Consider the following 12,240-nt stretch of genomic DNA (forward strand, 5'->3'; position numbering starts at 1 on the left):
GTTTGGGGGCCTTTTTCTTTTGCGGTTCAGTCTCCACTTTGCTGTTGATCGTTTTCGAAAGCCTCGTAGAGCTTGTCGAGATTATTGGCGAGATAGGCGCCGAACGCGGCGGCCTGGTCCGAATTTTTGGGAGACTTCAGAGCGATAGTCACGCGCTTCCCGTCGCCTTTGATAGATGCTCGAACCAAGCTTCTTTCGCTTTCCCACGTTTGGACCGGCGATTTGGCTCCTGAGTTTACTGCGGTAAACTTTTCTCTAGGGACCAAACGCTCCAACATATCAAAACGAGCATCGGGAGCAGAAGCGACAAAATCAGGTTCGCGAAGAACAGACCGTACCTTGTCAGCCATGGCGTCTTCTGACACCGCCCCACCAAGAGAATACCAACGGTCGCGGCCTGGTGCCCTCGCCGCCTTCACAGTGTCGAGAATATCGGCAGGGAATCGCTCGATAGCAGACAGCATCTTAGAGATTGTTGTCTTGTCAGCTCCAAGCGCCAACATGATAGTGTCTCGTCCGAAACCGCCTGTTTCCAGATTGTGTGCAAACATCGCTTTCTCGATGAAAGACAAGTCGGATCGCTGCGAATTCTCTTGTCCTTGGGCAATGACGTGATCACGGTCTTCCAGCGCCTTGACGACGGCACGAACAGGAATTCCGATCTCGCGGGCGGCTCGAACGCGGCGGTGACCAAATACGGTCTGATAGTGTCCTGCCCTTGTGGGGTGCGGACGAACCAATATGGGGGTGTCCTGACCTCGGGCGCGTATAGCTTCGACAAGTTCTTGAAATTCCGCTTCGTCCATCGCAACGCGATCCGTGACGAACGAGCTATCGATCAACCCCGTATCGAGCTTGATTACAGTCTCACCCTCGGCCAGACGTCTCTCGATCTCCTGTGCGGCATCTGCGCGCGCTGCGAGTTCGTCAATGCTTCTGGTTACGGCACCAAGAGCACCCATTCCGCGCGTGGTCGTGCGGAAGCTCTCTTGAGGCTTTTCCTCGATACCGTCAGGGCTGGTCTGCTTGTCTTCATTCATAATTCCAGACAAGATATTTTTACGAGCCATGGTGCGCTCCCTGCCAAAAGTTTACTGCGGTAAACTCAATACACATCAGTTGCGGCCCCATGCTTTGTATATCAAATCCAGCACTTCAGCATTTACCGCGTCCATTGCTTCGATAGCCCGGTCGTATGTTGAACGGGTGAATGCGGCACGCTCAACTTCGTAAAGCGTCTGGTTCGTCATCGCGGCGTCTGAGATCGCGACACTTCGCAACATGGGGTTCAGTAGAACATGGTTTTTGAACATGGAACGCATGAACGCCACCATCTGCGTCTGTGGCCCATCTTGCGGATCGTATCGAGTGACAAGATACCGGAGCCAGTCCAGATTCATGTTACCGCCGACATTCTTAAGCGTGCTGAGAATGTCGCCCAGCATCTGCAGGAACTGGCACATAGACATCACGTCCAGCATCTGCGGGTGAACTGTAATCAAGACCGCAGTCGCTGCACAGATCGCGCTCATCGTCAGAAAGCCAAGCTGGGGAGGGCAGTCGATAATCACCACGTCGTAATCGTATGCCACGGACGATAGAGCCTCATCGAGACGAGCGAAGAAAATCCGTCCGTAGTCCTTGCCTTTGCCTTGGGCTAGAATACGTGGGGTATCGTGTTCAAACTCCATCAGTTCAAGATTTCCAGGCACAAGATCGAGGTTGGGGAAATTGGTCTTGCGAATGATCTCGCTTAGCGGGCGCTGCTGTTCGTCATAGCGGATGGCGCCATAAAGGGTCTCGTTCTCATGCACATCGAACTCAGGCTGCAAACCATGGATTGCGGAGAGGGAGGCCTGCGGATCGAGATCGACGGCGAGCACGCGATGACCGGACAACGCGAGATACTGCGCCAAGTGTGCGGCACTTGTTGTCTTGCCGCTACCACCCTTAAAGTTGACGACCGCGATTACTTGTAGCTTCTCGCCGTTACGACGGTGAGGGACATAATGTGTTCCGGCTCTGCCGCTGTGCTCTAGGAAATGACGCATCGCTTCCATCTGCGCCGCCGTATAAGACCGGCGACCGGAGGCGGTAACCTGGGGCTGCGGGCCTTTGCCTTCGAGGGACAGGTTCTTCAGGTAGCCACTTGTTACTCCAACAAAACGTGCAGCCTCTGCAAGCTGAAACTCGCGCAGGTCCTTCATCGCCCGTGGAGGATACATCTCCAAGCGATGCTGCTTCAATTTTTCCGACAGCTCTTGCGCCTGACCAATGATAAGTTGATCGACGTCAGAAATTGCCGTTTTATCGATATGAGCGATATTCATCGCGAAAAACCTTAAATGCGTTTTCAAGCTCACACGAGCAAAGTAACCGCATTTAGACCCGATTCTACGAGTCTGGCAAGGAAAACAAAGTTAACCGAAAGTTAACAGGAAAACTAAGGCGTATATCGAGTTTACCGCAGTAAACTTTTTGGGGCGCTTTACGAAGCGATTCGGCAAACAGCGCATAGAGACAAGGCCAAATCTTCGTCGTACCTGCGCTGCATCTTACGTCTGCCGCGCCAGCCGCCGGAGACGCTCACCATCAAAATCTTCATGTGACGGAGTCCCTGATTGTGAACCGGCTGGGGGTCCTTATGCCGATACGCACGACAACGCCTTGTTATTTCTCACGTTGACGGGTTTATTTCTGTACGCTTAATCACACCCAATTAAAGCGGCACTTGTTTTCCTGCCTTTTGCAACGTCGCAGGATAGGGAAATTTTGCGCCAGCTGCGATATCCAGTGTTGGCGCAAAATCGATTGGCCATCACGGAGATGTAATGGGTTTGTTCTCAAAGCGAATTCTAAAGTTTCGACGTTGGAAATCTTCTCTGAAACAGACGAAAACCAGTTCGAGATCTTGCAAAGCGTCTTTGCGTCCCAGGAGACTTAACGAAGCGACGATGACGCCGTTATAGCCGCGTGTGATACGAAATGCTGCATTGCGCATCGCGATGGCATCAGGATCTCCACGATCCTCACGACGGTCATAGACAACCCAAAACCGGGCTGCTTTCCATGTCACTTCGAGCATTTCTCTGACGTTCGCAAGAAACTCTTCGCCGCTCATCGAGGGTCCCCACGACAAAGGCATCTCGCCGTCATCGTCCGCGACACTGAAATAGCCGTCGTATTCGCGACCGGTATTCAGCGCTTGCTCGATCTTTGCAAACGCCTGGTCTTCAGTCATCGTTGTTTTGAACAGGATTGTCATGGACTAAGTTCCGAGCCTTTCCGTCACAGCATTCTTGCCGCTCGACCGCTGCGCCGTGTGGCATGGTTGTAATAGCTCGATGCTTGCTGAACGGAACGATGGCGTGATTGCTCCATAGCCTCGGGGAGGGGAATGCCCCGGTTCGCGGCCTCCGTCAGATATCCGGATCGCAGGCCGTGCGCAGAAAACTCCCCCGGTTCCAGGCCGGCCATAACCACACGCTGTTTCAGGATCGCGTTGATGGCGCCCGGTTCCAGCGCATGTTTGGACAGATTTCCCCAGCGATCGATCTTGCGGAAAATGCTTCCGCTATCGATGCGCGCGGCCGTCATCCATGCATTCAATGCATCGACGGGCCGCCCCGTTAGATAAACAACGTCGTCGTTTTCACTTCCGGACGTTTTTGTCCGGCCGAGATGAATGGAAAGCGAGGGGAGGGGAGGGGCGTTGTCGACTGCAATCGACACCTCGACGGTCAACTGTTCTTTGCGCAGCCCAGCGATTTCGCTGCGCCGACGACCACCGGAGGCAAACGCCACCATCAAAATTGCCCGGTCACGGACGTCGCGCAGGCTATCGGAGCCGCAGGTCGCAAGGAGCTTTGCTAGGACGTCACCGGTCACAGCCTTAGCGCTTTTGCGTTTTCGCGGACGCGGCGTGGCACGGACAGCCAGGCGTATCGCCTGCTTGAGGGCAGGGGAGGAGAATACCCCTTGGTAGCCGCGCCATTTCGTCAGCGTCGACCAACTTGCCAACCGCCTGCGGACCGTATCGGGTGCGTGAGGGCCGACGGACTTGAGAAACCGTTGCTCGCGCAGAAGACGATCGACATTTTGCGGCATCCCGTGACCCAGATCGCTGATGCGCTTTTCGGGATCCCACAGATGATGGGCAACGAATTTGAGCAGAAGAGCTTCAGGTGCCGGCCAGGGGAGCGAGGCTCCGGTTGCCGCGAGCGACCAAGCCTGCAAATAAGCAAGGTCTGACGTCAGTGCCCGCAGCGTGTTGGCACCCATGCCCTCATTGACCAGATGGCGAAGCGTCTCGATATCTTGATCGGTCAAAAGCTCCGCAAGTTCATCCCGACGCTCGAGCGGCAGGACTGCAGCAATCGTGTCGAGTTCACGCAAGCGGCGATCAAGACCACTCATATTAGCAATCCATGCTCATCATCAAAGTCGTCGTGGTTGGATGTGGCTCCGACTGGAACGTTCTTGCGACCTTCTGCTGCAAGAGCCATGAACCTGTCCATCGACTCTTCTTTTTTCTCGATCGGTGTCAAGGTGGCAGTCGGCGTCCCGTCTCTACAAATCAGGATCTCATCACCGAGTAGCGTCAGCTCAATCAAATCCTCAAGCCGTTCTGCGGCCTCTGCTATCTCGACAAACACTTTCATCCCTGCCTCACCAGATCCGTTCGTGCAGCACAGTGTCGAACACGACATCCGTTGAGATCAGCGTGCAGTGTTCCAGTCTTGTCTGCGCCGCAAGAATGCGATCCCAGGGATCGCGATGGCCCCAGTCGAAGCTTGCTGCCAATTCGGCATGCAGATCGGTTATGGCGAGAGTCTGTAGGCCACTGGCTGTCACGGCTGCCCGCAACTCCTGTGGCTTCAGGTCGAGCTTGTTCAGCCGCATCTTGTTATCCAGCTCATAGAACGAAACGGCGCTGACGAGGACGACATTCGTCTTGTCCTCGATCAGCGCGCGCGCCCGTGCAGAAAGCCTTTCGCTGCCGATTGCCCACCAGTAGATCGCATGACTATCAAGCAGAATCTTCATTGCGCTGTTTCGCCAGGCTTGTCCTGCCAGACACCGGTCTCGTCGTTCCAGTCGCCTGCGTCGATCGCAGCCTGCTCGGCATCAACAGTGTCGAACAGGTCGTCGGGAAGGCCACGATGGCGCAAAAGGCCAAAGGGACGCTTATTACCATCAATGGCGGGTCCAATGCGGGCATAGATCTCGTTGCCGCGCATAATGACAATTTCCTCGCCTTGGTTGGCACGCTCGAGGACTTCCGCAAAATTCTTGCGAGCCTCACTGATTTTGTAGCTGGTCTGGGCCATTGTGAGCTCCGAATTCATTATCGGCGCGACTATATCATAGGCTACCAAACCGTACAATTAGAACGTACGCATAAGAATCGATAAGAGGTACTTATCGATGGTTAGAAGCGTAACCCAGAACCGTACCATCTGACGGACACCAAATATCCACTGGCGTCCGTTTAACAAATCATTTACCATGATTTCAATGGTTTACGATCTCACCAAATTACCCATATTGAGCCTGCTGCGGCCGATTTCGGACGCGGCATCCGCTGTGGCTTTTAGCTCCCGATTTCAATTGAAGCGCTAAGTGAGAAATCCGACATTGAAATCTCCTCTTACGATTTCACTCCGGAGTGGGGGAGGGGCCACCTAAAGCCCTGATGCCTTGGTCAGATTCACGCGGAAGCGATCCCGCCGGCGCTGATATCTACGTGTCATCTCTGCTGATGCGTGCCCAAGCTGTTTCTGGACGTAACGCTCATCGACTTCAGCGGAAGAGGCCAAGCCCGCGCGAAGGGAATGGCCGGAGAACTTGAAGGCGCGTTCAATTTCGCTGAGATCGCCGCGGACGCCTGCGGCCATCGCGGCCCGCTTCACAAGCCGAGCGACCTCCTTGTCGTTCAGCCGTTCTGACCCAACTGCTTTCCCTTGCCCGGTGACCCGGCGAAACAGAGGGCCATGAGCCAGCTTGGCGAACTTGATCCAGGTCTCGATTGCGGCGACCGGGCAGGTCGCATCGGCCGAGCCGCGACCGACCTCGACCTCTCGCCAGCCGGTTTTACCGCGCAGGGTGAGGAGCATACCCTTGTCGAGGATCTCGATCCAACCGCGACCGTCCTCAGTCTGGTCGGCCTTCAGATCGAGGCCGACGATCTCGGAGCGCCTAAGCCCTCCAGCAAAGCCGATGAGCAACATGGCCCGATCCCGCAGGCCGCGCAGAGAGCCGCGATCGAGCGTCTCGACCATGGCGATGATATCCTCAGCCATGACTGCTTCCTTCTGGATAGGTGGCTTGGCGTGGCTGTTGCGGATGCCGGCCATCACGGTGGCGATATGCCGGTCCTTGCGATCGAGCGAGATGCCACGCTGGGCATAGTTCCAGCTGAGGGAGGAGAGGCGTCGTTCGATGGTTGAGACAGAGTTGGCTTTTGTACCCCGCTCAGCCGTGCCGGAGGCGCAGGCGGTGATATAGAGCCCGACGGTTTGTGGATGCGGGGGGAGGGGGCCCAGATTGGACCGCCGGCACCAAGCGGCAAAATGCTTCCAGTCCGAAGCGTAAGCCTTGCGGGTATTGGCGGAACTCGCGGCTTCGACATAACCCCGGGCGCGATCAGCAAGGCTTGCAAGATGGGCGGGCGTCTGGTCCTCGCCGACGAGAGAGGGGAGGGGGCTATCGCCAGACACCTCCCGCGCGGAAACATCACCGCCGGAGGCTGTTCTGAGAGACGGCGCTGAGGTCTCCTCGACGTTAATTTCGCTGTTCTGCTCGATGATTTGGGTCATTCTCTATATAAAGAACAATATGTCCGATAATGCAAGATTATCGGACGTTTTATCTTCGCGATAGGCTGTGCGGTTTATAACGAAAAAGTAGCACAAACTGCACATCTGATTTATGCTGCTGCGTATGGATTCGATCACATCTTCGTTCTCTGCAACCTCCACATGGACCGGCTACCTCCCAAGCTGGGCGCTGGCGCGTGGCCGTGACATTGACGAGCGGGATGCTGCTTTTGCCGCAGGTATCGCGCTGAAATCACTCGACGATTTAATCCGTTCGGATACACCATGGATAGGCTGCTGGCGCGATCGTCTTGCTCTCAAGTCAGCCGCCGTCGCGGCCAGGATGCTCGGTCGCAACGAGGAAGAGCCCGCGCTGCGGGACGCCGTTTTGTTGACGCCCGTGGACGGTGATCCCGGTCCTGCCGGGAAGCTGTTTTTGGCCACACGAATGCTGTCCCGCCGGATCGGCATGGCGGGCACATCGTTTACTAAGGAATTGGCCACGCTTCTATCGATCCGTTGGGACGACGATCTTGCCTTGGTCCCAGATCTTGTCGATTCTGCCATCCAATCCGGACGTTCGGCACCTTTCGCGGTGGCGGACCTTATAATGGCGATTTCTGCGGCTCGCCCGGACACAGAAGTGTTGGCACTTGGTCTTGGCGAGATGGTGCTGGCTCAGAAGCTGAACTGGTCGCAACCGGTTCCCCTGTTGCTACCCGAGCGCTTTGGCCCAGCTTTCCGCACCATCGGTGGCCGGGGTCGCGTGAAGCCGGGTGAGTCAGCCTATTCGAAAGCAATCTGCATGGCGATTGTCGATGGCGCCGAACTGGCACTGCGTTCCGCTGCGGAGATCGATCGCCGCGCTAGCCGCTTGTTGGCCATCGCAGCCAAAGTCAGGACCAGAGGAGCTGAACCAGTCATCCGTCGGCTGTTGAACGAAGACGCTGTATCCGCTTCGGCAGCCGGGGCCAGCCTGTCACGATGGGCGGCAAACCGGCTGTTCGAGCGGCTCGAAGGCTTTGAGGCGATACGCGAGCTCTCGGGCCGGTCCTCCTTCCGAATATTTGGATTGTGACAATGGCAGGAGCGAGCGCAGCTAAACCCCGCCGTCAAGCCGGAGGACGCAAGCAAGAGCTCCTGTATGATCGCGAGCTACTGGACTTGCCGTCGGAAATGCGCTGGCGGGAATGGATGATGCGCGTCGAGGCGGTCATTTTTGCGTCCGCCGAGCCGGTCAGCCGCGAGACTCTGGCGCGGGTGGTCGGCAAAGACTGCAGCGTCGATCTGCTGATCGACGACTTGGTCGGAGAGCTGCGAGATCGCCCTTATGAACTGATCTCGGTCGCAGGCGGGTGGCAACACCGGACCCGACCAAGGTTTGCCGAGACGATCCGCGCTTCGTTCGCGCCTACGCGAGGCGGTGTGGCGGCGTTGTCTGAATTTGAGGCGATGGTGCTGATAGCTGTCGGATATTTCCAGCCGATCACGCGCGGTGAGTTGTCAAAGTTATTTGGCAAGGAAGTCAGCCGCGATACGATCGGCGGTTTGCGTGGTGCAGGTTTTATCGGCTCCGGCCCACGGAGCCCCACGCCGGGCGCGCCATATACCTATGTCACGACGCCATATTTCCTCTCGGCCTTTGGCATGGAGACCTTGCGGGACCTGCCAAACATCGAGGCGCTGGAAGACGCTGGTCTCTTGAGTAAACAGGGTAGCGCCGTGGATACTGACCCGGCCGCCGGAGACGACATGTTGGAAGATTGACAGGTTTGGGCTTGGCGCCGCGGTAGCGCACATCGGGCTGCCGCAAGAACTGCGGTTGTTTTTGACAACCGGCATTCTTGGCGGTTTTACGACCTTCTCGACGTTTTCGCTGGATGCTGTAGGGCTTTGGGAAAGGGGAGAGGCTAGCGCCGCCATCCTCTACGCCAGCGCTTCTGTCATCCTGGCATTCATTGCAATGTTCGCTGGCATGGTGCTGGTGCGTGGTATGGCTGGAGGTCAAACGGCATGAAAAGTATTTTTCTCGGCTGGCCCTTCTGGGCGCTATTATCGGCTGGCTTTGCGGCAATGACGGCTATCTTCGCAAAAGTCGGGGTCGAAAACGTCAATTCCGATTTCGCGACTTTCATTCGCACGATCGTCATTCTGGCGGCCGCCGGGATGATGGTCTATGTCACCGGAAATTGACAATCGCCGGGTACGGTGTCCGGCCGTAGCTGGGTATTCCTTGTTCTATCAGGCCTGGCAACCGGCGCGTCGTGGATCTGCTATTTCCGGGCGTTGAAACCCGGTGATGCCGCACGCGTTGCGCCGATCGACAAGCTCAGTGTCGTCTTCGTCGCAATCTTCGCCGTACTCTTTCTAGGGGAGCGTCTGTCGCTTCCCAATTGGCTTGGCGTCTGCCTGATTGCCTGCGGCGCTATCCTCGTCGCTTACCGAGCCTAGAGCAGATCCGATGTCGAACCCACTTTGCCTCCCGATATGGCAGGTCTGGTACGCGTGGCACCCCGGTTCTGCCCGAGGATGATCGCGTATTCTGGCTGGAGGATGTTTGGAGGCGATGGGAGACGACGGCACGGCGATGATGGTATCGCTTGTTCGGAGCCACGAACAAAAAGACGCGGAAGCTGCGTCGCAGGAAACCTGAACCAGGAGGAAAACCATGCACGTTGTTGCACTCATCCCACATCCTAAAACAGCCCTTTCCAGCCTGCTCATCGCCGACGCTGCATCAGCGGTCGAACCGGGATCAACAATCACGGCGCTCCATGTTTGCGTCGATCCCGCCAAGATCGGAGGCAGTGTAGAGGAAGTCGACATGCAGGAAATGCGGATCCGCGATGAGGGCACGGCCTTTCAGCGACGGAACGAGGTCAGAAAGATCTTCGAGGAGTGGTCGGCAGGGCGTGAACCGTCGCCGGCTGGCGCCAAGGTCGAGTGGGTGGAAGCTGATGGTGGAGAAGAAGACGGTGTCCGCAAACATCTTGGATCAGCCGATCTTGTGACCATCGCCCACCCGCAATCGATGGACGGCGGCGATGCCCTGCATGCGGCGCTCTTCGATCACCATAGGCTGGTGGTTTTTACGCCGGATACTAACGGCACTCCGGTTTCTTTCGGCCGCTCAATCGCCATTTTCTGGAGGGACGATGACGGAATACGTTCTTGCCTTCAAAAGGCCAGAGCTTGGCTCCGCGCTGCTGATACGTTGATAATTATCGCAGCACACGAGAACGACATCTCAGAGGCGGTTGCGTTCTTTCAGACATTGCATGTCAGCGGGACAGGGCGGCTGCAGACCTCCGTGGCGAAAAACGCCGACGATTTTCTGGAGAAGGCCAATAGGGGCGGCGCGGATACGCTTTTGATGGGCGCCTACCGTCATGGCCTATTCCTCGAGACCGTCTTTGGCGGGGCCACGAAGACAGTGATGGATCACACAAGTTTGCCCGTGTTTCTCAGCCATTAGGCCTACGTACGACACATCCTCCTGTAGAACTTCGCCCTTGGAATCCGTTCTACCAGCCAAAGGGAGTTCAATATCCTTGAGCGCGGTGAGCGAGGAAAAAATTATTTTGCTGCCGGGTGGAATAACGCGTGATTGCCAGCGTCTCTCTCCTGTCATTTCAACAAGGAGATTATACTATGCGCAAAACAGCTCTGATGGCTCTGCCGCTCGCTTTTCTCATGTGCACCGGTGCAGCCTTTGCTGGTCCTGCCATGGACATGGCCAAAACCCGTATCGAAGCAATCGCCAAGGGCGATGTCGCGACAATCACCAAGGACTACGGTAAGGATCCTTCCCTTGCCTGGATTGGTGGTCCGCTCGACGGCACATATGCGTCGGAAAAGGCGATAGCTGAAGTCTGGACCAAATTCTCGACGGCACAGGGCGAACAGACCGCCACAGTCGGCGAAGTCTGGGAGGCAGCCAATCCTAAGGGCGCGACCGTTGCAGCAAATGTTGTCTTTGCCGGCAAGAACAAGGTTCCCGTTCTCTATATCATGACCTATCGTGACGGAAAACTTGTCGACGAAATCTGGCAGGTTAACCCGCCTGCAAAGTAAGCCGAATGGTGGCCATGCCAGCATCCCCGGTATGGCCACCGATCCGAAGGGCTGATGATGTCGACAATGGCGATGCGACTGGAGGCGGAAATACCGGCATTGCGACGCTATGCCTTCGCGCTTCTGCGCGATCACAACCGCGCCGACGATCTCGTGCAGGATTGCCTCGAGCGTGCGATATCACGCTGGTATCTGCGTCGGACCGATGGCGACCTGCGGGCATGGCTGTTTACCATCATGCGAAACCTGCACATTTCGGCTGGACGCCAATCCCAGCGACGGGGGCCACACCACGAGCTCGATACCGTCACGCTCCCCGGATCACCCGCCGAACAGGATCATGGTATCGCCGTACGCGATATACTCGAAGCGCTCGATAGGCTTTCCGACGATCAAAAATCGCTTCTGCTTCTGGTTGGCGTCGAGGATCTGTCCTATGAGCAGGCTGCCGCCGTCATTGGTGTTCCGGTCGGAACCGTGATGTCGCGGCTGTCGCGCGCCAGGCAGAAATTCCGATCCATTCTCGACAACAAGACGCCCGTGACCTTGCGAAGGGTAAAATGATGAACACCGGTTCGCCGATCGGCGAAGATGATCTTCAGGCTTACATCGACGGAAAGCTACCGCCTGACCGTCAGGCGCTTGTCGACGCCTATCTTGCTGGTCATCCTGAAGTGAGCGCAAGGGTCACGCAACAGCTTGCGGACCGGGAAGCCTTACGTGTGCGGCTGTCTGAAAAATTCGCAGAGCCCATTCCAGCGCGGCTGCGCATCGCCAACCTTCAGTCCAACGCAGCTTTGCGAAGACAAGTCTGGTATCGCTCCGCCATGACCGCTTGCATCTTCCTGGGAATAGGCCTGGCCGGTGGCTGGTGGCTAAAGCCTGAAGGCGTGCAAATCAACGCAGCGCGATTGTCCGAGGCGGGTTTTGCCGCGAATGCATCTGACGCCTATCGGACCTTCGTGGTCGAAGTAGCCCATCCGGTCGAAGTTGGAGCGGATGACGAGGCACATCTGGTCACATGGCTGTCGAAGCGATCCGGCCGGGCACTGACGCCACCGAACCTTTCGGCATTCGGGTATAAGCTGCTCGGCGGACGCGTCCTTCCGGGCGGTGGCGCTGCGGCTGCACAACTCATGTACGAGGATGACAAAGGCGAGAGGCTGGCCGTTTATCTACGCGCCGGCCAATCAGCGCAGACAGCGTTCACGTTTGAAGAGAAAAACGGCGTGTCCAGTTTTGTCTGGGTGGATCAGGGGTTCGATTTCGCGGTATCCGCCTCGGTCGATCGGGCAAAGCTCCTTCCGATCGCAACTGCGATCTATCAAGGAATGATTTGAATCCGGTC

The 12,240-nt window shown here is 56.7% G+C and carries 15 protein-coding genes and 1 pseudogene; 8 read left to right on the plus strand and 8 right to left on the minus strand.

Annotated elements, in window-relative coordinates:
* Positions 1-26 precede the first annotated feature (26 nt).
* The 8 genes from repB to ASF29_RS10295 all read right to left on the minus strand — a co-directional run bounded on the left by repB (position 27) and on the right by ASF29_RS10295 (position 6,818).
* Complete coding sequence (gene repB / locus ASF29_RS10260; RefSeq protein ID WP_062450601.1) at positions 27-1,070, minus strand: plasmid partitioning protein RepB; 1,044 nt, start codon at positions 1,068-1,070, stop codon at positions 27-29.
* A 45-nt stretch (positions 1,071-1,115) separates the two neighbouring features.
* On the minus strand, positions 1,116-2,330 hold the full coding sequence (gene repA / locus ASF29_RS10265) for a plasmid partitioning protein RepA (RefSeq protein WP_062450602.1): 1,215 nt from the start codon (positions 2,328-2,330) through the stop codon (positions 1,116-1,118).
* 488 nt (positions 2,331-2,818) lie between these two features.
* Positions 2,819-3,265: a hypothetical protein gene (locus tag ASF29_RS10270; protein ID WP_062450603.1), complete on the minus strand. Its 447-nt coding sequence runs from the start codon at positions 3,263-3,265 to the stop codon at positions 2,819-2,821.
* 23 nt (positions 3,266-3,288) lie between these two features.
* Positions 3,289-4,416: a tyrosine-type recombinase/integrase gene (locus ASF29_RS10275; RefSeq protein WP_062450604.1), complete on the minus strand. Its 1,128-nt coding sequence runs from the start codon at positions 4,414-4,416 to the stop codon at positions 3,289-3,291.
* Entirely contained in the window at positions 4,413-4,661 is a 249-nt protein-coding gene (locus ASF29_RS10280) for a hypothetical protein (RefSeq protein WP_062450605.1), read from the minus strand. Before ASF29_RS10280 ends, ASF29_RS10275 begins: the two co-directional genes overlap by 4 nt.
* 7 nt (positions 4,662-4,668) lie before the next feature.
* Positions 4,669-5,046, minus strand: a complete 378-nt coding sequence (locus ASF29_RS10285; RefSeq protein ID WP_062450606.1) for a type II toxin-antitoxin system VapC family toxin — start codon at positions 5,044-5,046, stop codon at positions 4,669-4,671.
* Entirely contained in the window at positions 5,043-5,330 is a 288-nt protein-coding gene (locus ASF29_RS10290) for a type II toxin-antitoxin system prevent-host-death family antitoxin (protein WP_062450607.1), read from the minus strand. Before ASF29_RS10290 ends, ASF29_RS10285 begins: the two co-directional genes overlap by 4 nt.
* A gap of 354 nt (positions 5,331-5,684) precedes the next feature.
* Positions 5,685-6,818: a site-specific integrase gene (locus ASF29_RS10295; RefSeq protein ID WP_062450608.1), complete on the minus strand. Its 1,134-nt coding sequence runs from the start codon at positions 6,816-6,818 to the stop codon at positions 5,685-5,687.
* A gap of 124 nt (positions 6,819-6,942) precedes the next feature.
* On the opposite strand from ASF29_RS10295, the gene ASF29_RS10300 reads away from it, so the two are divergent.
* The 8 genes and pseudogenes from ASF29_RS10300 (at position 6,943) to ASF29_RS10335 (ending at position 12,232) form a co-directional block, all read left to right on the plus strand.
* Positions 6,943-7,896: a DUF1403 family protein gene (locus ASF29_RS10300; RefSeq protein ID WP_062450658.1), complete on the plus strand. Its 954-nt coding sequence runs from the start codon at positions 6,943-6,945 to the stop codon at positions 7,894-7,896.
* Positions 7,897-7,898: 2 nt separating this feature from the next.
* Positions 7,899-8,585, plus strand: coding sequence for an SMC-Scp complex subunit ScpB (locus ASF29_RS10305; RefSeq protein WP_062450609.1), 687 nt, complete (start codon positions 7,899-7,901; stop codon positions 8,583-8,585).
* Positions 8,581-8,835 carry a CrcB family protein gene (locus ASF29_RS10310; RefSeq protein ID WP_268753664.1) on the plus strand — a complete coding sequence of 85 codons (255 nt, stop codon included), beginning with the start codon at positions 8,581-8,583 and terminating at the stop codon, positions 8,833-8,835. The genes ASF29_RS10305 and ASF29_RS10310 overlap by 5 nt, the downstream gene beginning before the upstream one ends.
* A pseudogene (locus ASF29_RS10315) lies at positions 8,832-9,269 on the plus strand (EamA family transporter). Before ASF29_RS10310 ends, ASF29_RS10315 begins: the two are co-directional and overlap by 4 nt.
* Before the next feature lie 217 nt (positions 9,270-9,486).
* Positions 9,487-10,293, plus strand: coding sequence for a universal stress protein (locus ASF29_RS10320; RefSeq protein ID WP_062450610.1), 807 nt, complete (start codon positions 9,487-9,489; stop codon positions 10,291-10,293).
* A gap of 176 nt (positions 10,294-10,469) precedes the next feature.
* On the plus strand, positions 10,470-10,892 hold the full coding sequence (locus tag ASF29_RS10325) for a hypothetical protein (protein WP_062450611.1): 423 nt from the start codon (positions 10,470-10,472) through the stop codon (positions 10,890-10,892).
* Positions 10,893-10,949: 57 nt separating this feature from the next.
* Complete coding sequence (locus tag ASF29_RS10330; RefSeq protein WP_062450659.1) at positions 10,950-11,456, plus strand: sigma-70 family RNA polymerase sigma factor; 507 nt, start codon at positions 10,950-10,952, stop codon at positions 11,454-11,456.
* On the plus strand, positions 11,456-12,232 hold the full coding sequence (locus ASF29_RS10335; protein ID WP_234791238.1) for an anti-sigma factor: 777 nt from the start codon (positions 11,456-11,458) through the stop codon (positions 12,230-12,232). The genes ASF29_RS10330 and ASF29_RS10335 overlap by 1 nt, the downstream gene beginning before the upstream one ends.
* Positions 12,233-12,240: the final 8 nt, after the last annotated feature.

Origin of the sequence: Rhizobium sp. Leaf262 (assembly GCF_001422245.1) — a bacterium.
In the GTDB taxonomy this organism is placed as follows: domain Bacteria; phylum Pseudomonadota; class Alphaproteobacteria; order Rhizobiales; family Rhizobiaceae; genus Agrobacterium.

What these genes read in the sequence shown, in the direction of transcription:
- repB (WP_062450601.1), bottom strand. Translation starts at nt 1,070, where the DNA reads ATGGCTCGTAAAAATATCTTGTCTGGAATTATGAATGAAGACAAGCAG.
- repA (WP_062450602.1), bottom strand. Translation starts at nt 2,330, where the DNA reads ATGAATATCGCTCATATCGATAAAACGGCAATTTCTGACGTCGATCAA.
- ASF29_RS10270 (WP_062450603.1), bottom strand. Translation starts at nt 3,265, where the DNA reads ATGACAATCCTGTTCAAAACAACGATGACTGAAGACCAGGCGTTTGCA.
- ASF29_RS10275 (WP_062450604.1), bottom strand. Translation starts at nt 4,416, where the DNA reads ATGAGTGGTCTTGATCGCCGCTTGCGTGAACTCGACACGATTGCTGCA.
- ASF29_RS10280 (WP_062450605.1), bottom strand. Translation starts at nt 4,661, where the DNA reads ATGAAAGTGTTTGTCGAGATAGCAGAGGCCGCAGAACGGCTTGAGGAT.
- ASF29_RS10285 (WP_062450606.1), bottom strand. Translation starts at nt 5,046, where the DNA reads ATGAAGATTCTGCTTGATAGTCATGCGATCTACTGGTGGGCAATCGGC.
- ASF29_RS10290 (WP_062450607.1), bottom strand. Translation starts at nt 5,330, where the DNA reads ATGGCCCAGACCAGCTACAAAATCAGTGAGGCTCGCAAGAATTTTGCG.
- ASF29_RS10295 (WP_062450608.1), bottom strand. Translation starts at nt 6,818, where the DNA reads ATGACCCAAATCATCGAGCAGAACAGCGAAATTAACGTCGAGGAGACC.
- ASF29_RS10300 (WP_062450658.1), top strand. Translation starts at nt 6,943, where the DNA reads ATGGATTCGATCACATCTTCGTTCTCTGCAACCTCCACATGGACCGGC.
- ASF29_RS10305 (WP_062450609.1), top strand. Translation starts at nt 7,899, where the DNA reads ATGGCAGGAGCGAGCGCAGCTAAACCCCGCCGTCAAGCCGGAGGACGC.
- ASF29_RS10320 (WP_062450610.1), top strand. Translation starts at nt 9,487, where the DNA reads ATGCACGTTGTTGCACTCATCCCACATCCTAAAACAGCCCTTTCCAGC.
- ASF29_RS10325 (WP_062450611.1), top strand. Translation starts at nt 10,470, where the DNA reads ATGCGCAAAACAGCTCTGATGGCTCTGCCGCTCGCTTTTCTCATGTGC.
- ASF29_RS10330 (WP_062450659.1), top strand. Translation starts at nt 10,950, where the DNA reads ATGTCGACAATGGCGATGCGACTGGAGGCGGAAATACCGGCATTGCGA.
- ASF29_RS10335 (WP_234791238.1), top strand. Translation starts at nt 11,456, where the DNA reads ATGAACACCGGTTCGCCGATCGGCGAAGATGATCTTCAGGCTTACATC.